The organism is Microcella sp. (assembly GCF_025808395.1).
GTDB lineage: Bacteria > Actinomycetota > Actinomycetes > Actinomycetales > Microbacteriaceae > Microcella.
In genome coordinates this window covers 2,280,778-2,302,320 of sequence record NZ_CP075524.1, presented here as the reverse complement: position 1 = coordinate 2,302,320, position 21,543 = coordinate 2,280,778, and the positions used below count along the sequence as shown (strand labels likewise).

Genomic DNA, 21,543 nt, shown 5'->3' with positions numbered 1-21,543 from the left:
CCCCCGGGTGTCGGCCCGTCAGGATGGTGGGAGCACCCCGTGCGAGCGACGTGAAGACTGTTCGCCTTACCGCGAACACTCTTCAATCTAGGGCGAAGGCGCGCCGCGAACCGTACCCCACGAGGGGGTCATTTGCGCCCCACTTCGGGGGGCAAAGAGTTTCACTTTCGCCTCGTGGCGAGGTCGAGACCCGTGACTACGGCAGCACGCCCACCGAGGCGAGCCCAGCGCGCAGCAGTGCTCCACGACCGCCCTCGAGCTCATCGGCGACGCGCTGCGATGCTGCCTCGTCGGGGGTCATCCAAGTGAGCTCGAGGGCATCCTGTCGCGGTTCGCACGTGCCCGTCACCGGCACCACATACGCGAGCGCCACGGCGTGCTGCCGATCGTCGCTGAAGCGCGTTGGGCTCGGAAACGGAAAGTACTCGGCCACCGAGAAGGGGGTCGGCGACGGCGGCAGCTGCGGAAACGCCATCGGCCCCAAGTCTTTCTCCAAGTGCCGAAACAGGGCGTCGCGCAACGTCTCACCGTGCATGACGCGACCGCTCACGAGCGTGCGCGTCATGCTGCCCGCCGGGTTCACCCGCAGCAGCACTCCGACCTCGGTCACCGACCCCATGCCGTCGACGCGAACGGGCACGGCCTCCACATAGACCAGCGGCAAGCGCTGACGGATCTGCTCGAGCTCTTCGTCAGAGAGCCAGCCCGGGTTCGGGTCGGGAGTGCGCACAGAAGCCATGGCTCCATTGTCACCGTTCGGGCGGTGACCTGGGGCACCTGACACGATGGAGGGCATGACTGAAATGCAGTTGATCGACGAGACCGCCGTGCTGTGGTCGGCTCCAGAGTCAGAGCGCGCCGACCGACCCTTGCTCGTGCTGCTGCACGGTTATGGCTCGCACGAAGGAGACCTGTTCGGGCTTGCACCCCATCTGCCGCTGCAACCCGTCATCGCATCACTGCGCGCTCCCCTGCGCGCGGGCCCCGGCTACGCCTGGTACGACCTTGAGGGCGCGAGCAACGAGAGCAGATCCGACGGTGCCAACGCTGCCGCGCGAGGAGTGCTGCACTGGCTTGACAGCGTGCAAGCGACGTCGGTCGGGCTGCTGGGTTTCTCGCAGGGCGGTGCGATGAGCATCCAACTCATGCGGCACGCCCCCGAACGATTCGCGTTCGCCGTCTCGTTGGCGGGGTTCGTTGTGCCAGGGCCAGCGCCGGCGGATGCCCGGCTGAGCGAACTCGCTCCGCCGGTGTTTTGGGGGCGCGGCACGCATGACACGGTGATTCCCGACTCATTCGTGACGGCCACGCAACGTTGGCTGCCACACCACGCGACTCTCACTGAACGCATCTACGAAGGGCTCGAGCACGCGGTCAGCGAGGCTGAGCTCGCCGACGTGCTCACCTTCATGCGCGAGCAGTACCCCTGAGGCGGGCTGTCAGTGAGCGGGACGAGAATGAGGGGATGACCTCGCCAGCCCCCGACGACGTGCTGGGTCGCTTCGCGCCCGCCACTCGTGAGTGGTTCGGCGGGGCCTTCGCGGCCCCGACGCCCGCGCAGCTTGGCGCATGGCAGTCGATCTCAACGGGCGGCAACGCACTGGTGATCGCCCCGACCGGCTCGGGCAAGACACTCGCGGCCTTCCTATGGTCGATCGATCGGCTCGCGACCGAGCCGCCGCCAGACGACCCGCGCCACCGCACGCGCGTGCTCTACATCAGCCCACTCAAGGCGCTCGGCGTCGACGTCGAGCGCAACCTGCGCTCGCCGCTCATCGGCATCACGCAGACGGCGCTGCGGCTCGGCGGCACCGCTCCGACGATCACTGTGGGCGTGCGCAGCGGCGACACCCCGAGCGCCGAGCGCCGAGCCCTGCAGAAGACGCCCCCCGACATCTTGATCACGACTCCCGAAAGCCTGTATCTCATGCTCACGGCGAGCGCGCGCGAGACGCTCGACGGCGTGACGACCGTCATCGTCGACGAGGTGCACGCCGTCGCCGGCACGAAGCGCGGTGCGCACCTGGCGCTCACGCTCGAGCGGCTCGACGCTCGACTGCCCCACCCTGCCCAGCGCATCGGGCTCTCGGCGACCGTGCGCCCACCCGACGAGGTCGCTCGCTTTCTCGGCGGCGGGCGGCCCGTCGCGATCGTGCAGCCGCCCGCCGCCAAGACGTTCGACCTCAGCGTCGTCGTGCCGGTCGACGACATGACGCAACCACCCGTGATCGGCGGCGACGATGCGTTCGAGACGTCGGGCGCCCCACCGACCCCCTCCATCTGGCCGCACGTCGAAGAGAGCATTGTCGACCGCGTGCTGCAGCACCGCTCGACGATCGTGTTCGCGAACTCGCGTCGGCTTGCTGAGCGTTTGACCGCGCGGCTCAACGAGATCTACACCCTGCGCATGGGCGGCGAGCTGCCCGAGGCGAGCATCCCGGCGGCGATGATGGCCCAAGCTGGTTCCACCGGCGGCGCCGAGCCCTTGCTTGCCCGCGCCCACCACGGCTCGGTGAGCAAAGAGCAGCGCGGTGAGATCGAAGAGGCTCTCAAGACCGGGCGGCTGCGCTGCGTCGTCGCGACGAGCAGCCTCGAACTCGGCATCGACATGGGGGCGGTCGACCTCGTCATTCAGGTCGAAGCGCCGCCGAGCGTGGCGAGCGGCCTGCAGCGCGTCGGGCGCGCCGGGCACCAGGTCGGCGAGATCAGCTGCGGTGTGCTCGTGCCGAAGCACCGGCTCGACGTGCTGCACGCCACGGTGACGAGCGAGCGGATGACCGCCGGGCTGATCGAAGAGCTGCGCGTGCTCGCAAACCCGCTCGATATTCTCGCGCAGCAGACGGTCGCCCACGTGGCGCTCGAACCGTGCGACGTCGAGCAGTGGTTCGACCTGGTTCGTCGAGCGGCACCGTTTGCAGCCCTGCCCCGCAGCGCCTTCGACGCCGTGCTCGACCTGCTGAGCGGCCGTTACCCGAGCGACCGGTTCAGCGAACTGCGCCCACGCATCGAGTGGGATCGCGTCTCAGGCACCCTCACCGGTCGACCCGGTGCGCAACGGCTCGCGGTGACGAGCGGCGGCACGATTCCTGACCGCGGCCTGTTCGGCGTCTTCATCGCGGGCGAGGGCGCGGGTCGGCGGGTGGGTGAGCTTGATGAAGAGATGGTCTACGAGTCTCGCGTCGGCGACGTCTTCGCGCTCGGTACGACGAGTTGGCGCATTCAGGAGATCACGCACGATCAGGTCATCGTGACCCCCGCGTACGGCCAGCCCGGCAAGGTGCCGTTCTGGAAGGGCGACGGCCTCGGCCGCCCCGCTGAGCTGGGCCGCGCGGTCGGGCGCACGACTCGTGAGCTCGCTACCGCGTCGACGGATGCCCGCCGCGAGCGCCTCGCCGCCGCGGGCCTCGACGACCGCGCGATCGCCAACCTCGAGGCGCTTCTGACCGAGCAGGCAGCTGCCACCGGGCAGGTGCCGAGCGAGCAGACGCTCATCATCGAGCGGTTCCGCGACGAGCTCGGAGACTGGCGCGTCGTGCTGCACTCGCCATACGGCCTCGCCGTGTACGCACCGTGGGCGCTCGCGATCACGGCGCGCATCCGTGAGCGTTATGGCTACGACGGCGCCGCAGTCGCGGCCGATGACGGCATCGTCGTGCGGCTGCCCGACACTGATGCGCAGCCGCCGGGTGCCGAGCTGTTTCTCTTCGAGGCCGACGAGCTACACGATCTCGTGACGGCCGAGGTCGGGGGCTCTGCGGTGTTCGCGGCCCGCTTCAGGGAGTGTGCCGCGCGCGCCCTGCTGCTGCCGCGCCGCGACCCCGGTCGACGCAGTCCGCTCTGGCAGCAGCGCCAGCGGGCGAGCCAGCTGCTCGAAGTTGCGCGGGAGTTTCCTGACTTTCCGATCATTCTCGAAACCGTGCGCGAGGTGCTGAGCGACGTCTACGACCTGCCGTCGCTCATCGAGGTGGCCGCGAGCATCGCCCAGCGCAGCATCCGCATCATCGAGGTCGAGACCGAACTGCCGTCGCCCTTCGCGCGCAGCCTTCTGTTCGGCTACGTCGCCGCGTTTCTCTACGAAGGGGACAGCCCGCTCGCCGAGCGTCGGGCAGCAGCCCTCAGCATCGACCCGGCTCTGCTCGCCGAGCTGCTCGGCCGGGCCGAGCTGCGCGAAGTGCTCGACCCGGCCGTCATCGAGCAGACCGAGGCCGAGCTGCAGCGGCTCGCGCCCGACCGCCGCGCGCGTGACGCCGAAGGGGTCGTCGACCTGCTGCGCATCCTGGGGCCGTTGACCATCGCGGAGATCGACGACCGCACTCTCGACGAGGTCGACGTGACGGCGGCGCTCGAGCAACTCGCCCGCACCAACCGGGTCTTCGCGGCCACGATCGCGGGCGACGCCCGGTGGGCCGTGGTCGAAGATGCCGCGCGGCTACGCGATGCGCTCGGCACTCCGATCCCGCACGGTGTGCCGAGCGCCTTCCTCGACCCCGTGCCCGACCCCATCGGCGACCTCATGGCGCGCTATGCCCGCACCCACACGCCCTTCGCCGCGAGCGATGCGGCGAGCCGCTACGGGGTTGGTGTCGCCGTCGCGACGGATGCCCTGCGCCGGCTCGCTGCCGACCGGCGCATCATCGAGGGCGAGTTTCGCCCGGGCGCCTCGGGCACCGAATGGGTCGATGCCGAGGTGCTGCGCCGCTTGCGATCGCGCAGCCTCGCGGCCCTGCGTCGCGAAATCGAGCCGGTCAGCGCTGGCACGCTGGGAAGATTCTTGCCGTCGTGGCAGAACGTTGGTTCTGCGAGTTCCGGGGCGAGTTCGTCGGCTCCCCGACCCGGCCTGCAGGGCATCGACGGTGTGCTGCAGGCCATCGAGCAGTTGCAGGGGGCTGCGCTGGCAGCGAGCGCGTGGGAGACGCTCGTGCTGCCGAGCCGTGTGCGCGAGTACTCCCCCGCGTGGCTCGACGAGCTGTGTGCGAGCGGCGACGTCATCTGGGCGGGGGCGGGCAGCCTGCCCGGTAACGACGGCTGGGTGAGCCTGCACCTTGCAGGCACCGCGCCCCTGAGCCTCACCGACCCCGACGACATCGACCTCACGGCTCGGCAGCAGCGCATTCTCGACGCGCTCGCGGGCGGGGGCGGCTTCTTCTTTCGGCAGCTTGCGAGCGCGGTCGCCGACGAGGGTGCCTCCGACGACGCAGGCCTCGTCGACGAACTGTGGCAACTCGTCTGGGCCGGGCACCTTACGAATGACACGTTTGCGCCGCTGCGAGCAACGCTGGGCGGTGGCTCGAGCACCCGCCGCCCTGCGCCCCGCTCGCGTGCCTACCGGGGGTACGCGCGCCCAGCATCCGTCGCCGCATCGGGGCCGCCCACCGTCGCCGGCCGTTGGTCGCTGCTGCCCGACCGCGAGAGCGACGCGACCCGCCGCACGACCGCGGCAGTCGATCGATTGATCGAGCGGCACGGCGTCGTGACCCGCGGAGCCGTGCAGGCAGAGGGTTTGCGCGGCGGCTTCGCGCTGGCCTACTCGGTGCTCGCGCGCATGGAAGAGGCTGGTTCAGTGCGCCGCGGCTATGTCGTTGAAGGGCTCGGGGCGGCGCAGTTCGCGACGCCCGCGACCGTCGACCGGGTGCGCACGTTCTCACGGGACGCGGATGCGGCTCCAGCACTGTCGCCCCTCGTGCTCGCCGCGACCGACCCTGCCAACCCCTACGGCGCGGCGCTTCCGTGGCCCGCGACCCTGCCCGACGCGGCCGCTGGGGCGACAGCGCACCGACCCGGGCGCAAAGCCGGAGCCCTCGTGGTGCTCGTCGACGGACACCTGGCGATCTATCTCGAGCGCGGCGGCAAGAGCGTGCTGACCTTCACCGATGAACCGGCGGTGCTCGCCGCCGCCTCGCACGAGTTGGCGGGTGTCGTGCGCGCTCGCCTGCGGTCGTTGCGGGTCGAACGGGTGAACGGTGCGAGCGCCTTCGGCACCCCCCTCGCCGACGCCCTGCAGGCCGCAGGCTTCGTCGCCACGCCTCAAGGCATGCGCATCAGGATCTGAGGGGGACGAGATGCCCGAAGGCGACACCGTTCACCGCGCAGCGGCGCGACTGCACGCCGCGCTCGCGGGGCAGACGGTGCTGCGCAGCGACGTGCGCGTGCCGCGCTTCGCCACCGCCGATCTGGGCGGCCACGCCGTCGACGAGGTGGTCGCCCGCGGCAAACACCTGCTCATGCGCATCGGCCCCATCACCGTGCACTCGCACCTCAAGATGGAAGGCGCCTGGCACCTCATGCGGCTCGGCGAGCGCTGGCGTCGCCCCGTGTTCGAGGCGCGTATGGTGCTCGAGACCACCGCGACCGAGGGCGCGCCCTGGCAAGCCGTCGGCTTCGCGCTTGGCGAGCTCGACCTCCTCGCGCACGACGCCGAGCACGAGGTCATCGGCCACCTGGGGCCCGACCCACTCTCGCCCGACTTCGATCGCGACGAGGCGGTGCGGCGGCTCACGGCAAACCCCGCGAGGCCTATTGGCCTCGCGCTGCTCGACCAGCGCGCCGTCGCCGGTTTCGGCAACGACTACCGCAACGAGCTGCTGTTCTTGCGCGGCGTGCTGCCCGAGACGCCCGTGGGCGCGATCGACGTCGAGGCTGCGCTCGACCTGGGCGTGCGGCTCATCCGCGCCAATCGAGACCGCGACGAGCGCACGACCACCGGCAATACCCGGCGGGGCGAGCGGCTCTGGGTGGCGCACCGCGACGGTCGGCCCTGCCGCCGCTGCGGCACGCGGATTCGTCGCGGACTGCTCGGAGACGATGCACTCACCGAGCGCATCACCTGGTTCTGCCCCCAATGTCAGCGCTGAGTCGAGCTACTCTCGCTCGATCGCCGACGTGCCGCTGGGGCGCCACGCCACTAAACGCAGCGTCGTCGCGGCGACGAGCGCCACCACTCCAGCGATGACGAGCGGCAGCGAGACCGCCTCGGCCAGGCGCGGAACCACGTAGAAGCTCGGGTCGTAGATGCCCCCCGGCGGCGGAGCGCTGAATGCGAACTCCGCATAGAACGTGAGGGCGAAGCCCACAGCAGTGGCCGCCGAACCCACGACCCACAGTGCGCGCAACCACGGGTTTCCGGCCACGACGAGCTCGAAGTGCCGGCCGTCGCCCTGCGGGTCGACTGCCGACGCGGCGACTGTGGCGAAGGGCATCCGTTCACGATCTCTCGAGACAAATCGGGCCGCGGCACCGGTAGCGAGCGGCGCGTCGTCGAGCTCAGGGGTGCTGAGCGGAGCGGAATTGACCGGCGGCAACGCTGACTCTCCACCACGCTGGTAGACGGGCGGAAACCGCGGGTCGACGTCGCTCGACTTCTTCGTGACCATCAGCGCTCCTTCATCGCGGGCATAGCCTAACGCCGGCCACCCGCCCGATCGCCGGTCGCCCGGTAGCCTCACAGCATGCCCCCGATCGCTCGCCGCCTCAGCTCAGCGGCCCTCATCATCGGCCTGACTGCGGGGGTCGGCGGGTGCCAGCAGGGCAGCACGTTCGGGCCCTCTCCGACGGCCTCGGAGCACGACGGAGTCGGCACCGTCACCTCGATCATCGATGGCGATACGCTGCGGCTCGAGGTCGACGGCGACGATGTGCGCGTGCGACTCATCGGCATCGACACCCCCGAGGTGTATCCCGACATCGAGTGCTTCGGCCCCGAAGCCAGCGCGGCCATCGCCGAGCTCGCGCCGGAGGGTTCTCAACTGACGTTCACCTACGATGTCGACCGTCGCGACCGTTTTGATCGTGAACTGATGTACCTGTTCACCCTCGATGGAGTGTTCATCAACGCCGCGCTCGTCGAACAGGGATTCGCTACGGCGGTGCTGTTCGAGCCGAACGACCGGCACTGGAACGAGCTGCGGGCACTGGAGCGGCAGGCGCGCGATGCCGGCCTCGGGCTGTGGAGCGCCTGCTAGACGGGTTCCACCAGCTCTGGGCCATCGCCCCGCAGGGGCGCGACCGCGTGAAACTGCAGGCGCTCGAGCACCGAATCGCTCTCGGCAACGATCATGTCGACGAGCGACTGGTCGCCCTCGACGGTGGGGTCGAGCCATTCGTCCCACACCTCACGAGGCAGCATGACGGGTGACCGATCGTGGATGCTCGCCGCAGGCCCGTGCGCAGCCCGAGTCAGCATGGTGGCAGTCAGCACCCACGGCCCCGGCACGGCACCGTCAGCCACCGGTGCCCGCCACCACGAGTAGAGACCCGCGAAGGCGAGCTCGCCCGCTTCGGGATCGGTGATGTAGTGCGGGGTCTTCACGGGCTTGCCCGAGGCGCCGGTGACCGTGTGCCACTCGTAGTAGCCGTCGGCGGGCAGGATGGCGCGCGAGCGCACCACGGCATTCTTGAACGTGCTCTTCTCGGTGACCGTCTCGCTGCGGGCGTTGAACGTCGGGTACTTGCTGGTCAGTTCGGTCGCCCATCGAGGCACGAGCGACCAGCGGGCCGTCGTGACGAGCCGCGACGGCATCGCATCTGGCTCGTCTTTCGGCACGCGATCGACGACCACCGGCACCTGCTGCGTCGGCGCGATGTTCCAGCTCGGAGGCATGGCCACGTCGTCGACCTCATCGGCCTCGAAGTAGGCTCCGAGCTCTTCTCCGCTCTTCGTGTTGGCATATCGACCGCACATCTAGTGGCCCCTTTCGGCGAGCGCCGCCCGCAGTCGCCCTGGGTCGACACGATAGATGCAGTGCACGACATCGTCGATGAGCACGACCGGAATCTCATCCCAGTACCGCGCGTGCAGCTCGGCGTCGTCGAGAATGCTCGCCTCCACCAGCTCGGCGTTCGGAAAGTCGCGCACCACCTCGGCCACGACCGCACGCGCGTCGTCGCACAAGTGGCAGCCGGGCTTGCTCAGCAGAGTGACAATGGCAGCGGGCACACCACCACCCTAGACACCGACCTATGCTGGAGACGATGTCCACCCCAGACAACGACGCCGGCGCAGCGCAGCGGCCGAGCGACGCACCCAGCGTGATTGCGTTCTTCGACGTCGACAACACGCTCGTGCACGGCGCCAGCATCTACCACCTCGCTCGTGTCGCGTGGCGCCGAGGCTATGTGACGTGGCGAGATCTCTCACGGTTCGCGTGGCAGCAGGCGAGGTTCAAGTCGGTGGGCGAGAACTACCGCCACCAGCTCAGCGCTCGAGAACGCGCGCTCGAACTCGTCGCGGGCCACACCGAGCAAGAGCTGCAAGAGCTCGCCGTCGAGACCTACGACGCCTACCTGCACGCGCTCATGCTGCCGAAGGTCGTCGCCCGAGCTCGCGACCACATCGCTCACGGTCATGAGGTGTGGCTCATCACCGCGACCCCCGAGGCCTGCGCGAGCGTCATCGCGCTGCGGCTCGGTCTCACCGGCGCTCTCGGCACTCGAGTCGAGAGCATCGACGGCGTCTTCACCGGTGCCCTGCTCGGCCCGGTGATGCACGGCGGCCACAAGGCCGACGCCGCCGCCCGGCTCGCGGGCGAGAAGGGAATTCGGCTCTCAGACTGCTGGGCGTACAGCGACTCGCGCAATGACATTCCGCTGCTCGAGCTCGTCGGCCACCAGCAGGTCGTGAACCCCGACGCCGAACTGGCTCGGCATGCCGTGGCGCGCGACTGGCCCATCATGCGCGATCGACCCTGAGCATCTCGACCCCTGGGCACACGAAAAGGCGCCCGACCCTCTCGGTCGAGCGCCTCGGCGTGCGGGCGTAGCCCTACTTCTTGTTGCGACGCTGGTGACGCGTCTTGCGCAGCAGCTTGCGGTGCTTCTTCTTGGCCATCCGCTTGCGGCGCTTCTTGATCACTGAACCCATGAAAAACCTCTGATCGTCAACTGAACGGGATCAACGGCCCGTTCAGGACCGTGTCGTGTACCCCGAGAGTCTAGCCGACGTCGGCGATGGGGGTCTCGATGGCGGCGGCGACGGCCGACTCGGGAATGCGGAAGCTGCGCCCGAAGCGGATCGCGGGGAGCTCGCCGGCGTGCACCATGCGGTACACCGTCATCGTCGACACGCGCATCATGTCGGCGACTTCGGCAACCGTGAGAAACCGCACGTCTGAGAGATCTCTCGTCATGGGCTGTGTCCTTCACCTGGGCATCGCACCGCGCCATGTGGCGCGAGTGCCTGTCGTTCAGGGTAGGGGCTGGTGTGACTGGTGTAAAGACGCGCGAACGGGGGCCTCAGTCGTCGCGCTTCCACGGCAGGCGCTTGGTGACCGCCTCGCCCACATCGTGCAGCTTCTCTTGAGCCCCGTGGATGACAGTGCGCGCCTGGTGCGACGCGTCAGCCGCTGCCCGACCGACCGAGCTGCCGGCGTTCGCCACGTCGGCTCCTGCCCACGCTGCGAAGACGGGCGAGGTCGAGTCGTCGTTCGGGTCGAACCCGGCGCTCAAGAACGAGATGACCCAGTCTTCGACTTCTTCGAGAGGGCCGGCGTCGACCGCGTAGTAGCGATGCTGACCTTCTTCTCGCACCGTCACGAGACCATGGTCGCGCAGTACTTTGAGATGCTTCGACACGGTCGGCTGCGTCGCGTCCATGCGCTCGACCAGTTCGCTCACGCTGAGCTCACCGAGCCCCGCGTCATCTCGCAAAGAGGCATCGAGCAGGTGCTGCAGCAGTTCGCGTCGCGTCACGTCGGCGATCACGTCAAAGATGTCGGCCATGACAACAGGCTAGTCAGCCTGGGCCGGGAGTACCATTGCACGCGGTCTGCGGGCCGGTGAGGAGCGTCGATGGCTACGAGCAATCGCATCCGCGGCAACCGTCGCGACGAGCCGAGCAACCCGCTTGCGCGCGCGTGGCGCACGGTCACCGACTCGGCCACGGCGTCGCCGGCTCGCTTCGCCATCGTGGTCTTCACAGGGCTCATCACGATCACGACGCTCTTGCTCACGCTGCCGATCGCGCGCGCGGGCGAGGGCTCGGGCACCCCGCTCGCCGACGCCGTCTTCACCGCCGTCTCAGCGATCTGCGTGACGGGGCTCGTCACCGTCGACATGGCGACGCACTGGTCGGTCTTCGGCAACGTCGTCATCGTGCTCGCGATGCAGATCGGCGGCATCGGCGTACTCACGATGGCGAGCATTCTCGGCCTCGTCGTCGCGCGCCGCATCGGCTTGCGCGCCAAGCTCATCGCCGCGAGCGACACGAACCCCGCTCGAGGCCACGCCGGCCCGGTGTCTGAATCGCAGGCAGTGCGGCTCGGCGACATCGGCTCGCTCTTGGCCACGGTCGCGCTCAGTGCCATCGTCATCGAGCTCGTCGTCACCGCTCTCGTCGTGCCCCGCCTGCTGCTCGCCGGGTTCGACGTCTGGACGGCGATCTGGCAGGGCTTCTACATCTCGCTCTCGGCCTTCACGAACACCGGCTTCGTTCCCTTCGCCGACGGAATGGAGCAGTTCGCCGCTGACCCGTGGATGCTCACAGTGCTCGCCGTCGCGGTGTTTCTCGGGGCCATCGGTTTTCCGGTCATCTTCGCGCTCGCGCGCTGGGCGCGGTCGCGGGTTCGGCTGAGCATCCACGCCCGATTGACGCTCGTGACCACGCTGGCGCTGATCGTGCTCGGGGCCTTCGCGATTCTGCTGCTCGAGTGGAACAACAGCAACACGCTCGGCGCCCAGGACGGCGCCGTACGACCGATGACCGCGGTGTTCACCTCGGTGATGACCCGCTCAGGCGGCTTGAGCACGATCGACATCGGGGCGATGAACGGTTCGACCCTGCTCGTGCTCGACATGCTCATGTTCGTCGGCGGCGGCTCGGCGTCGACGGCCGGCGGCATCAAGGTGACGACCCTCGCGGTGCTCTTCTTGGCCGCCTACGCCGAGGCCAAGGGCGTCGACGACATGGAAGTGTTCGACCGCAGGATTCCGAACGACGTTCTGCGCCTCGCCGTCAGCATCGTGCTGTGGGGCGCCACCATCGTGGCCACTGCGTCGATCATCATTCTGCACATCACGAAAGCGCCGCTCGACATGGTGCTCTTCGACGTGATCTCTGCCTTCGCCACGTGCGGGCTCTCAACCGGGTTGACGAGCAACGACCTGCCCGACTCGGCGAAGTACGTGCTCGCGGCCACCATGTGGGCGGGTCGCGTTGGTACAGTGACCCTCGCCGCGGCCCTCGCGGCAAGTCAGCGCCGGCGACTGTTCCGGCGGGCAGAAGAGAGGCCCATCGTTGGTTGAGAGAATTCGCCACGACGCTCCCGTGCTCGTCATCGGTCTCGGGCGGTTCGGTGCCGCCACGGCCGGTCAGCTGCAGCGGCTGGGCCGCGAAGTGCTCGCCGTCGATGAAGACGCCAACCTCGTGCAGAAGTGGGCAGAGCGCGTCACGCACACGGTGCAGGCCGATGCTCGATCGATCGACGCCCTGCGGCAGGTCGGCGCCCACGAGTTCAGCATCGCGGTCGTGGCCACCGGCTCATCGATCGAGTCGAGCGTGCTCATCACCGCCAATCTCGTCGACCTCAAGATTCCGCAGATCTGGTCGAAGGCGATCAGCCAGTCGCACGGCAAGATCTTGGCGCGCATCGGCGCCAACCACGTGATCTACCCCGAAGCCGAGGCGGGCGAGCGGGTGGCGCACCTCGTCTCGGGTCGCATGATCGACTTCATCGAGTTCGACGACGACTTCGTGCTGGTCAAGATGTACCCGCCGAAGCCGATCCGCGGTCTGTCGCTCACCGAGTCGCAAGTGCGCACCAAGTACAACATCACCGTCGTCGGCGTGAAGAGCCCTGGCAAGCCCTTCACCTATGCGACCGAGCAGACGGTCGTGTCGAACCACGACCTCATCATCGTCTCGGGCACCGAGGCCGACATCGACCGGTTCGCGTCGCTCGACAGCTGAACCGGCCGACGCCGTCGGCGCTACTCGTCGGAGTCGACCGGAAGGTCGTGCTGCTGCTCGAGCCAGCGTTCGAACAGCTCTCGCCGCTCGGCCCGCTCGCTTTGGCGATCGTCGCCGCGCTGCTGCCGATCGTCGAAGCGTTCAGCACTCGGCCCGCCGAAGGGGCCGCGCACCTCGACAGAGATCGGTGGGCGATGATCGGGCAGCAGGCGCCCGACGCCGACTCCGCCGGCGAACGCGAGGCCGAGTGCGAGTGCTCCCGCCGCGGCGATGCCGGTGATGGCGAGCGCGCGAGGGGCGCGCGCGCGTGGCGGCGCTGCGGGTGCGGGTGCGGGTGCCGGTGCCGGTGCGACAGGGTCGTCAGCGCTGGCAGCGGGGCTGGTCTGATCAGTCATCGGGATGCTCCCTTGCGGTCGAAGAGTCGCGGAGGTTCGCGAATCACCGTTCACACCGTGCGCGGCCCGACTATGCGCCGCCTATGCCCCGTCTATGCGCCAGCGGCCAGTTGCCTTGCTCGTTGCAGAGCGGCATCGGCCGCCCGGCCGAAGAGTTCAGACAACCGGGCCTCCTGCAGCACGGCGATCGCCTGCTCGGTCGTGCCCCTCGGGCTCGTGACGCGGCGGCGAAGCTCGGCGGGGTCGTCGCTGGTCGACTCGAGCAGCAGGGCGGCACCGGTGAAGGTCTGCTGCACGAGCAGCGCCGCCACGTCTTCTTCGAACCCCATCGCCTCAGCCGCACGGGTCAGTTCTTCGATCAGCAGAAACACATAGGCGGGGCCAGAGCCGCTGATGGTCGAGAGCGCGTCGATCTGCGACTCGGGCAGTTCGACCACGGTGCCGACGGTGCGAAACAGGTCGTCGGCGAGTGCGAGATCGGCGGCGGTCGCTCGCGAGCCACCGCTGATGCCCGTGACACCCCGGCCGATGAGGGCGGGAGTGTTGGGCATGGCCCGGACGACTGCATTCGGCACGACGGCCTGCATGGCGTCTGTGGTGACGCCCGCGGCGACGCTCACCACGAGCGCCTCAGGGTGCAGACTCGGGGCGATGTCGGCCAGAAGACTCGTGATCTGCGCGGGTTTGACGGCGAGCAGCACGAGGCGGGCATCCGTCACCGCCCAGGTGTTCGCCTCTGAGTCGTGCTCGACGCCTCGAGCGTCGATGCCCTGCGATCGCAAGGCGGCCGCTGAGGCGTCAGACCTCGTCGTCGCCCGCACCCCCTCGACCTCGACGTCGGGGTGACGAAGCCCGGTGAGAATGGCCCCGCCCATCGAGCCAGACCCGAGGATCGCGATGCGGGGCAACTGTTCGCTCATGAGTCGAGTGTAGGTTGGAGAACAGCCGCCACACGGGCATCGGGCGGCGGAGGAGGCACTCGTGCTCGCAACGACCATCCGTGACGTGCTGCTCACGACGCCCGGGGTGCAGAGCGTCGGCACCGTCGATCTGCTGTCGACCGTGAACGGCGCCACCGTCGTCGCGGCCCGCGTGGGTTTCGGCCCCGCCACTCCGGTCTCTGACGTCGTCATGATCATGAGCGCAGCGCGCACCAACCTGCGCGCCACCGCGCCCGAGCTCGTCGACGTCGTGCTCGAACCCGAAGTCGCCGCGCCCCGCGGCGACGCGAACCCGCCCACCGACATCTTCGTCATCAGAGGAGCAGATTGATCATGGAGTACGTGTACTCGACCCTCGTCGTCGGACACTTCATCGGACTCGCCGCGATCGTCGGCCCGTTCTTGCTGCAGATGCGCAAGAACAGCGACTTCGCGATCGCCGCCGTCTTCGGCGGAGCGATCACGCAGCTCGTCACCGGGCTGCTGCTCGTGGGCGTCGCCGAGATGGGCGGTGCCGAGCTGAACCACGTGAAGATCGCCGTGAAGCTCGTGCTCGCCCTGCTCGTGTTCGTCGCGGCGCTGCTCGGCTGGCTGCGCGCGCGCAAGAGCGGCAATGACCGTTCGATCAAGAAGTTCTTCCACGCCGCGGGCGGGCTCGCCCTCATCAACGTGGTGCTCGCCGTCTTCTGGTGACCCTCGATCGACTGATCTAGAGGCGGCGCTGCTGCTCGAAGAACTCGCGCAGCAGCGCCGCGCACTCGACATCATCGACGCCACCGACGACTTCGGCGACGCGAAAGGGCAGTCGCCGCTCGCGCAGCAGGTCGACCACACTGCCGGCCGCCCCCGCCTTGTCGTCCCAGGCGCCGAACACCACGCGGTCGATGCGCGCGGCGAGTATCGCACCCGCGCAGAGCACGCAGGGTTCGAGGGTGACCACGAGCGTGCATCCGGTCAGCTGCCAGTCGCCCCGCGCTCGCGCGGCCGCACGCAACGCGACCACTTCGGCGTGGGCGGTGGGGTCGTGCAGCTTCTCGCGCTCGTTGCGGCCGCGGCCGATGACGGTGCCCGACTCGTCGAGCACGATCGCGCCCACCGGAACATCGGCGGTGGCGAGCGCCGCGCGCGCCTCGGCGAGCGCCTCACGCATCGCGCGCCGGTCGCTGTCGGCCACTGCGGTCATGCCATCCCTTCCGATACGGTGAGCCTATGCGAGTGCACGTAGCCGACCACCCTCTGATCACCCACAAGCTGACGGTGCTGAGGGATGCCTCGACGCCCTCGCCGACCTTCCGTGCGCTCACCGAAGAGCTCGTGACGCTGCTGGCCTATGAAGCCACCCGTCATGTGCGCACGCACGAGGTGACCATCACCACTCCGGTCGCCGAGACGACCGGCCTGGCCATCAGCGAACCCCGCCCCCTGATCGTGCCGATTCTGCGCGCGGGCCTCGGCATGCTCGAGGGAATGGTGAAGCTCGTGCCGAGCGCCGAGGTGGGCTTCTTGGGCATGGTGCGCGACCACGACACCCTCGAGCCGAGCGTGTATGCCGAGCGCCTGCCCGACGACCTGTCGAATCGGCAGTGCTTCGTGCTCGACCCGATGCTCGCCACCGGCGGCTCGTTGCTGTCGGCCATCGAGTACCTCTTCGAGCGCGGTGCTGTCGACGTCACCGCGGTGTGCATCTTGGGCGCCCCCGAAGGTCTGGCGATGATCGAGAAGGCGACAGAGGGCCGCGATGTGACGATCGTGCTGGGCGCCCTCGACGAGAAGCTCAACGAGAAGGGCTACATCGTTCCGGGCCTCGGCGACGCCGGCGATCGCCTCTACGGCACCGTCTCGTAGGCTCCGCCTGACTTGACGGTCTGCGCCGCGCTCAGCGATACTGAGCCGCATGACCGTCACCGCGAAGCTCCTGACCGCCCTCGAGGCCTCGGAGACCGCTGGCATGATGATGCCGGTGGGCGTTGACGCGCGCTGTCGAATGTGCGCCTGATCAGCTCGCTGCCCGCCCGAGTGCCGTTGACTCGCCGCCCTGTCGCCTGACGATGAGCGACCGCGACGACCACGGCCTCTCCCCATCGGGGCCGGATGCTCTGGCTCACGATGCGCACACCAGCACTCCCTCTCGCGCGAACGCCGCCGACTCGAACGGCGAGCCGTTCGACTCTGCAGAAAGCGTCTCGACCATGTCTCTCGCAGCTCTTGCCCCCGAAACTCGCACCGCACCGCAGCCCGTCACTCCTCGTGCAGAACCCGCACCGCAGCCGGCTCCTCGGTTGCGCGCCGTGCCCGAGGGCACCGAGGCCAGAGGGTTCGTGCTCTACGTCGGACTCGACGAGGCGAAGGCCGCCGCCGCCGGCATCGACCTCGGCCGGCTCGTCACCGAGCTCAAGCGGCTCACGACCGAACTGGCCCCCGGCGCTGAGACGCACGCCGCCGTCGCCTTGGCTCCCGCCGGCGCTGGCGGCCGTGACGTCGACGTCGTGCGGCTCGCCCTGCAAGACCCCACGGCCCTCGCGCGCTACCGCCGCACCGACGATGCACCCGCCGAGAAGATCGTGCCGGGCGTCGTCATCGACATCTCGCGCAAGAGGGTGCTGCTCGACAGCGTGAATGCCTCGCTCACCTACAAAGAGTTCGAGCTGCTGCAGTATCTCGTGCTGCGCGAAGGGCGCACGATCGAGCGCACCGAGATCATCTCGGCGCTCTGGGCCGACGCCGTCGAGGGCGACGATGTGCCCAACGAGCGCACGATCGATGTGCACGTGCGCCGCTTGCGCTCGAAGCTCGGCGGCTATGACGACATCGTGCGCACGGTGCGCGGTGCCGGGTACCGTTTCGACCGTCACGCCGACGTGTCGATCCGCTACGCGTCGACGCCGAGCCCCGACTTCTTCTAGGCCCTCGCGGGCATCTGGCGGCCCCTCCAGAAGAATCTGAAAAATAACGGATTGATAACTAGACAGCGTTACCTTTTCGTTATATCTTTCAAGAGCGTCAACCGTTTGCTGTGGCGGAAGACGCGGAATGTGATTGCAGGACACTCTTGGTGCAAGGGAAAAGGGCCGGTCGCTCGCCTCGGTGACCGGCCCTTACTTGTGCCATAGCGAGGTGATGCCGATGCATGCTCACCCCGCGTTTAGAGTTATCGCATGACGGAGAAGGCTCTGGCGGTCGACGCCTGGGAGGCGCTGTTTCGCGCCCAGGTGTCGGTGCTGCGCACGCTGAGCGCCGAGTTTCCGACGAACGAGATCTCGTTCACCGAGTACGACGTTCTCTTCAACCTCTCGCGTGCGCCCGAACGGCGCCTGCGCATTCGAGACCTCATTCCGCACCTGCTGCTGAGCCAGCCCAGCGTCAGTCGACTCATCGATCGGCTCGCGGCCCGCCAGCTCGTCGACAAGCTGCCAGACGCGACCGACGCGAGAGGCACGATCGTCGCGCTGCGGCCAGAAGGCTACGAGCTCTTCAAGCGCGTGGCCGTCGCGCACGCCGACGCGATCGCGCGACGCGTGGGCACTCGACTGTCCGCCGACGAGCTCGAGCAGCTGACGGTGCTCTGCCGGCGCCTGCGCGACTGAACACTCAGGTCGCGGCCATACCGTGGCTGGCATGAACTCGAGCATCGTCTGGCTGCGCGACGACTTGCGGGTGGCCGACAACCCGGCACTCACCGCGGCGATCGAGCGCGGAGGCCGTGTCGTCGTGGTCTACCTGCTCGACGAAGAGTCGCCGGGGTCTCGCCCGCTGGGTGGTGCCAGTCGCTGGTGGTTGCACGGCAGCCTGAGCGCGCTCGCCGACGACCTCGCCGATCTGGGTGCGAGCCTGACGCTGCGTCGCGGAGCAGCCGGCACGGTCATCCCGTCGCTCGTCGCCGAGACCGGTGCGACGGCCGTGTTCTGGAACCGCCGGTACGGCGCTGTGCGCGACGTGGATGCTGCGCTCAAGTCGCGCCTCACCGACTTGGGGCTCGTGGTCTCGAGCTTCGGCGCCTCGCTGCTCTACGAGCCCTGGCGCATCACCTCAGGCTCGGGCGAGCCCTACCGGGTCTTCACGCCGTTCTGGCGCGCGTGCCTCGCGACGGGCGACCCACGACCGCCGCTGCCGACCCCCGCGTCGATCGAGGGTCTCGCGGTCGACGGCGATGCGCTCGACGACTGGGGTCTGCTGCCCACGCGCCCCGACTGGGCTGAAGGGCTTCGCGCGTCGTGGGTGCCCGGCAGCGAGGGTGCGCACGATCGACTCGAGCAGTTCGTCGAGCACGGACTGGCTCTCTACCACCGACGAGACGAGCCCGCGCTCGAGGCCACGAGCCGCCTGAGCCCGCACTTGCGGTTCGGCGAGGTGAGCCCGCACCAGGTATGGTCGCGCCTGCACGAGCCCCTCGCCCCCGAGGCGCAGGCGAACCGTGCGAAGTTTCTCAGCGAGATCGGCTGGCGCGAGTTCTCGTACACGATCCTGTTCGCCAGACCAGACCTCGCGACGGCGAACTACCGGCCCGAGTTCGATGCTTTTCCGTGGGGAGACACCGAGCCTGAGCACCTCGCGGCATGGCAGCAGGGCCGCACGGGCGTGCCGATGGTCGACGCCGGCATGCGCGAGCTCTGGTCGAGTGGCTGGATGCACAATCGGGTGCGCATGATCGTCGCCTCGTTCTTGACGAAGAACCTGCTCGTCGACTGGCGGGTGGGCGAAGCGTGGTTCTGGGACACCCTGGTCGATGCCGACGAGGCCAGCAATGCGGCCAGCTGGCAATGGGTGGCGGGTTCTGGCGCCGATGCCGCCCCCTACTTTCGCGTCTTCAACCCCATGCTGCAGGCGCAGAAGTTCGACCCCGAGAGCGAGTACGTCAGGCGCTGGGTGCCCGAGATCGACAGCCCCGACTACCCGACGCCGATCGTCGACCTCGCCGCCTCGCGCACCGAGGCGCTCGCCGCCTACGACGCGGTGAAGGCGGCGAAGTCCCCCTGACGTGCGCTGCAGCATGAGAGTCGTCTCATGCGTTCCTCCTGGTCGTCTCATGCAGGGCAGCGAGAGTGGCATCACCGCACCACGAAAGGACTCCTCATGGAAACGAAGAACTGGATCGCCATCGGCGCCGCCTCCGCGCTCAGCATCGGCGTGATGGCCGCCGGCGCCGTCTCGACCGCCAACGCTCTGCCTCTCGTCGCCGGATCGACGAACCTCTCTGTGCCCGGCATCTCGGTCGGCGAGTCGGCGAGCGATGCGAAGGGCAACGCGATCGCGTTCAGCGTGTCGAGCGACAGCATCATGACGCCCAGCCCGTCGAGCTCGAACAGCCCGCAGTCACCGGTGAGCAACTCGCCCGTCTCGGTCGATTCGCCTCCGTCGCCGCCGTCGCCGCCGAGCCCGCCGAGCCCCGCCTCGCCGGCGTCGCCCGCCTCGGTCGACAGCCCGTGGAGCGTCGACTCGGTCGACTGAGCCACGCGCAGCGGTCGATGCGCCCCGCGCGGTTCTTCACGTGAACCGCGCGGGGCGCATTGTCTTGTGCGGCATACTCGCCTTCGTGCCCTCGCCCCCCGCGCCCGCTGCTCGCGCCGCGCCCGCCCCCGCGCTGCTGGCCGTGCTCGCCATCGTGTCGGTGCAGTTCGGCAACGCCATCGCCGGCTCGTTCTTCGAGCAGGTGGGCCCACTCGGGGCGGCGGCCCTGCGCCTCGCGCTCGCCGCGGCCCTGCTGCTCATCGTCATCAGGCCGCGCGTGCGCGAGTGGCCCCGCCGCACCTGGCTCTGGGTCGGGATGCTCGGCCTCGCCCTCGCCGGAATGAACGTGCTCATCTATCAGGCCATCGCGAGCATCCCGATCGGTGTCGCCGTGACGATCGAGCTTCTCGGCCCGCTCGCCGTCGCCGTCGCCGCAACCCGACGCTGGCGCGACCTCGTGTGGGTCGCCCTCGCCGCGCTCGGAGTGGTCGCCCTCGGCCTCGACGAGCAGGGAGCGCTCGAGGCCTACGGTGTCATCGCAGCCCTCGGCGCGGCGGTGTTCTGGGCGCTCTACATCATCGCCTCGGCGCGATTGGGGCCCCGAGTGCGGGGCGTCGACGCGATCGCCGTCTCGATGGTCATCGCGGCCATCATGGTCGTGCCGATCGGAGTCGCTCCCGCGGTGCAGGCCGTCGTCATCGACCCGATGCTGCTCGTCGCATTCGCGGGCATCGCCGTCATGACCTCTGCCCTGCCGTACGCTCTGGAATTTCTCGCCCTCAAGCGCATGCCGACGCGCGTGTTCGGCGTGATCTCGAGCCTCGGGCCCGCCGTGGCCGCCCTGGCCGGGCTGCTCGTGCTCGGGCAGGCGCTCGGCGTGCTGCAGCTCGTCGCGATCGCCGCGGTCGTCATCGCCTGCGCGGGGGCAGTCGCGACCTCGGCGCCGTCTGCTGCCGTCAGGCCGGTCGAGCCCCCGCCCGGGTGACGGCGACTGCCGCCACGCGAACGCCGGCGGCTGCAGCCTCGACGAGATCGACGCCGGTGAGCAGCGCCGAGATCAGCCCTGCGGTGAAGGCGTCGCCGGCCCCGGTCGGGTCGACGACCTCGACCGGGTGCACGTCGACTCTCTCGACTCCGCGGTCTCGTCGAGCGACGGCAACGGTGCCTGCACCGTGAGTGAGCACGACGGCGGGCGCCAGGTCGAGCAGCGAGATCAGCATCGCCTCGGTGCCATCGACGGCGGTGTCGGTGACGCCGGCGAGCAGCCGACCCTCGTCGTGGTTGGGCAGCAGAACGTCGATGCCGCGAATCGCGTCGCGAAAGGCGTCGGCTCCGTAGTCGTCGATGAAGCCGACCGAGCCGGGGTCGAGCGTCACGAGCACGGCGTGCGCGTGCGCCCGCTCGATGAGCGTCGACAGCTCGTCGGCGGTGAACGAGTCGACGAGGCTGTAGCCGGTGAGGTGCAGCACCCCGGCGTTCGCCAGCAGCTCGTCGGTCACCTGCGCAACGCCGAGGCTCGAGTTGGCTCCGCGATCGGTCAGCATCGTGCGCTGCTCGCCATCGACGATGATCACGATCGTTCCGGTGACGAGCTCGGAGTCTTCGCTCAGGTGCGCGGTGACTCCGTGCGCTCGCAGCGCGGCCGAGTGCCGCTCTCGATCGCCAGCCCCCACGCAGCCGACGAAATCGACGTCGACGCCGAGGCTCGACATCCACGCCGCGGTGTTCGCGGCAGAACCGCCCGCATGACGTGAGATGCGGGCTGTCGTATCGGTATCGGGGCGAATCGGCCCTGCCGGCACCACGATGATGTCGTCGATGACGTCACCGACGACGACAACCCTCGACCCGGTCATGTCGCGCC

At 69.0% G+C, this 21,543-nt stretch carries 26 protein-coding genes; 15 read left to right on the top strand and 11 right to left on the bottom strand.

What is annotated here, in order from left to right; translation table 11 throughout:
• Positions 1-196 precede the first annotated feature (196 nt).
• On the bottom strand, positions 197-739 hold the full coding sequence (locus KIT89_RS11255; protein WP_297601647.1) for an NUDIX hydrolase family protein: 543 nt from the start codon (positions 737-739) through the stop codon (positions 197-199).
• 55 nt (positions 740-794) lie between these two features.
• On the opposite strand from KIT89_RS11255, the gene KIT89_RS11250 reads away from it, so the two are divergent.
• From KIT89_RS11250 to KIT89_RS11240, 3 genes are read left to right on the top strand one after another with little or no spacing between them, the layout of a single operon-like run.
• On the top strand, positions 795-1,430 hold the full coding sequence (locus KIT89_RS11250) for an alpha/beta hydrolase-fold protein (protein WP_297601644.1): 636 nt from the start codon (positions 795-797) through the stop codon (positions 1,428-1,430).
• 35 nt (positions 1,431-1,465) lie between these two features.
• Positions 1,466-6,049 (top strand): ATP-dependent helicase, encoded by a 4,584-nt coding sequence (locus tag KIT89_RS11245; RefSeq protein WP_297601641.1) that lies wholly within the window; start codon positions 1,466-1,468, stop codon positions 6,047-6,049.
• A gap of 10 nt (positions 6,050-6,059) precedes the next feature.
• Positions 6,060-6,851, top strand: a complete 792-nt coding sequence (locus KIT89_RS11240) for a DNA-formamidopyrimidine glycosylase family protein (protein WP_297601639.1) — start codon at positions 6,060-6,062, stop codon at positions 6,849-6,851.
• 6 nt (positions 6,852-6,857) lie between these two features.
• Here KIT89_RS11240 and KIT89_RS11235 read toward each other — a convergent pair whose 3' ends face one another.
• Entirely contained in the window at positions 6,858-7,370 is a 513-nt protein-coding gene (locus tag KIT89_RS11235) for a hypothetical protein (protein ID WP_297601637.1), read from the bottom strand.
• 75 nt (positions 7,371-7,445) lie between these two features.
• Between KIT89_RS11235 and KIT89_RS11230 the strand changes: the two genes are divergently transcribed.
• Positions 7,446-7,958: a thermonuclease family protein gene (locus tag KIT89_RS11230; RefSeq protein WP_297601635.1), complete on the top strand. Its 513-nt coding sequence runs from the start codon at positions 7,446-7,448 to the stop codon at positions 7,956-7,958.
• On the opposite strand, the gene KIT89_RS11225 is transcribed toward KIT89_RS11230, so the two are convergent.
• On the bottom strand, positions 7,955-8,677 hold the full coding sequence (locus tag KIT89_RS11225) for an SOS response-associated peptidase (RefSeq protein WP_297601632.1): 723 nt from the start codon (positions 8,675-8,677) through the stop codon (positions 7,955-7,957). The two genes, KIT89_RS11230 and KIT89_RS11225, sit on opposite strands and share 4 nt — an antisense overlap.
• Positions 8,678-8,932 (bottom strand): glutaredoxin family protein, encoded by a 255-nt coding sequence (locus KIT89_RS11220; protein ID WP_297601630.1) that lies wholly within the window; start codon positions 8,930-8,932, stop codon positions 8,678-8,680.
• 35 nt (positions 8,933-8,967) lie between these two features.
• Between KIT89_RS11220 and KIT89_RS11215 the strand changes: the two genes are divergently transcribed.
• Complete coding sequence (locus tag KIT89_RS11215; RefSeq protein WP_297601628.1) at positions 8,968-9,684, top strand: HAD family phosphatase; 717 nt, start codon at positions 8,968-8,970, stop codon at positions 9,682-9,684.
• 73 nt (positions 9,685-9,757) lie between these two features.
• On the opposite strand, the gene KIT89_RS11210 is transcribed toward KIT89_RS11215, so the two are convergent.
• The 3 genes from KIT89_RS11210 to KIT89_RS11200 form a co-directional block, all read right to left on the bottom strand.
• Complete coding sequence (locus tag KIT89_RS11210) at positions 9,758-9,856, bottom strand: AURKAIP1/COX24 domain-containing protein (protein WP_003792170.1); 99 nt, start codon at positions 9,854-9,856, stop codon at positions 9,758-9,760.
• Positions 9,857-9,926: 70 nt separating this feature from the next.
• Positions 9,927-10,121 carry a helix-turn-helix domain-containing protein gene (locus tag KIT89_RS11205; RefSeq protein WP_297601626.1) on the bottom strand — a complete coding sequence of 65 codons (195 nt, stop codon included), beginning with the start codon at positions 10,119-10,121 and terminating at the stop codon, positions 9,927-9,929.
• A gap of 106 nt (positions 10,122-10,227) precedes the next feature.
• The gene (locus tag KIT89_RS11200; RefSeq protein WP_297601624.1) at positions 10,228-10,713 is read right to left on the bottom strand and encodes a metalloregulator ArsR/SmtB family transcription factor; all 486 of its coding nucleotides are present in this window, start codon (positions 10,711-10,713) and stop codon (positions 10,228-10,230) included.
• Between the two features lie 69 nt (positions 10,714-10,782).
• On the opposite strand from KIT89_RS11200, the gene KIT89_RS11195 reads away from it, so the two are divergent.
• A complete protein-coding gene (locus tag KIT89_RS11195) occupies positions 10,783-12,234 on the top strand; it encodes a TrkH family potassium uptake protein (protein ID WP_297601622.1) in 1,452 nt (483 codons plus the stop codon).
• The gene (locus KIT89_RS11190; RefSeq protein ID WP_297601620.1) at positions 12,227-12,898 is read left to right on the top strand and encodes a TrkA family potassium uptake protein; all 672 of its coding nucleotides are present in this window, start codon (positions 12,227-12,229) and stop codon (positions 12,896-12,898) included. Before KIT89_RS11195 ends, KIT89_RS11190 begins: the two co-directional genes overlap by 8 nt.
• 20 nt (positions 12,899-12,918) lie before the next feature.
• On the opposite strand, the gene KIT89_RS11185 is transcribed toward KIT89_RS11190, so the two are convergent.
• Both KIT89_RS11185 and proC read right to left on the bottom strand, forming a co-directional pair.
• A complete protein-coding gene (locus KIT89_RS11185) occupies positions 12,919-13,293 on the bottom strand; it encodes a hypothetical protein (protein WP_297601618.1) in 375 nt (124 codons plus the stop codon).
• Positions 13,294-13,385: 92 nt separating this feature from the next.
• Entirely contained in the window at positions 13,386-14,213 is an 828-nt protein-coding gene (gene proC, locus KIT89_RS11180; RefSeq protein ID WP_297601617.1) for a pyrroline-5-carboxylate reductase, read from the bottom strand.
• 61 nt (positions 14,214-14,274) lie between these two features.
• Here proC and KIT89_RS11175 point away from each other — a divergent pair, with 61 nt between their 5' ends.
• Both KIT89_RS11175 and KIT89_RS11170 read left to right on the top strand, forming a co-directional pair.
• Positions 14,275-14,565, top strand: coding sequence for a hypothetical protein (locus KIT89_RS11175; RefSeq protein WP_297601615.1), 291 nt, complete (start codon positions 14,275-14,277; stop codon positions 14,563-14,565).
• Positions 14,566-14,567: 2 nt separating this feature from the next.
• Positions 14,568-14,927: a hypothetical protein gene (locus KIT89_RS11170; protein WP_297601613.1), complete on the top strand. Its 360-nt coding sequence runs from the start codon at positions 14,568-14,570 to the stop codon at positions 14,925-14,927.
• Between the two features lie 16 nt (positions 14,928-14,943).
• Here KIT89_RS11170 and KIT89_RS11165 read toward each other — a convergent pair whose 3' ends face one another.
• The gene (locus KIT89_RS11165; protein WP_297601611.1) at positions 14,944-15,417 is read right to left on the bottom strand and encodes a nucleoside deaminase; all 474 of its coding nucleotides are present in this window, start codon (positions 15,415-15,417) and stop codon (positions 14,944-14,946) included.
• A gap of 26 nt (positions 15,418-15,443) precedes the next feature.
• Between KIT89_RS11165 and upp the strand changes: the two genes are divergently transcribed.
• The 6 genes from upp (at position 15,444) to KIT89_RS11135 (ending at position 20,664) form a co-directional block, all read left to right on the top strand.
• Positions 15,444-16,079: a uracil phosphoribosyltransferase gene (gene upp, locus KIT89_RS11160; protein WP_297601609.1), complete on the top strand. Its 636-nt coding sequence runs from the start codon at positions 15,444-15,446 to the stop codon at positions 16,077-16,079.
• Between the two features lie 344 nt (positions 16,080-16,423).
• Entirely contained in the window at positions 16,424-17,137 is a 714-nt protein-coding gene (locus KIT89_RS11155) for a winged helix-turn-helix domain-containing protein (RefSeq protein WP_297601608.1), read from the top strand.
• A 252-nt stretch (positions 17,138-17,389) separates the two neighbouring features.
• Positions 17,390-17,818, top strand: coding sequence for a MarR family transcriptional regulator (locus KIT89_RS11150; RefSeq protein WP_297601605.1), 429 nt, complete (start codon positions 17,390-17,392; stop codon positions 17,816-17,818).
• A gap of 31 nt (positions 17,819-17,849) precedes the next feature.
• Complete coding sequence (locus tag KIT89_RS11145; RefSeq protein WP_297601602.1) at positions 17,850-19,208, top strand: deoxyribodipyrimidine photo-lyase; 1,359 nt, start codon at positions 17,850-17,852, stop codon at positions 19,206-19,208.
• A 96-nt stretch (positions 19,209-19,304) separates the two neighbouring features.
• On the top strand, positions 19,305-19,679 hold the full coding sequence (locus KIT89_RS11140; protein WP_297601600.1) for a hypothetical protein: 375 nt from the start codon (positions 19,305-19,307) through the stop codon (positions 19,677-19,679).
• Between the two features lie 85 nt (positions 19,680-19,764).
• The gene (locus KIT89_RS11135; RefSeq protein ID WP_297601597.1) at positions 19,765-20,664 is read left to right on the top strand and encodes an EamA family transporter; all 900 of its coding nucleotides are present in this window, start codon (positions 19,765-19,767) and stop codon (positions 20,662-20,664) included.
• On the opposite strand, the gene KIT89_RS11130 is transcribed toward KIT89_RS11135, so the two are convergent.
• Positions 20,636-21,535 (bottom strand): carbohydrate kinase family protein, encoded by a 900-nt coding sequence (locus KIT89_RS11130; RefSeq protein ID WP_297601594.1) that lies wholly within the window; start codon positions 21,533-21,535, stop codon positions 20,636-20,638. The two genes, KIT89_RS11135 and KIT89_RS11130, sit on opposite strands and share 29 nt — an antisense overlap.
• Positions 21,536-21,543: the final 8 nt, after the last annotated feature.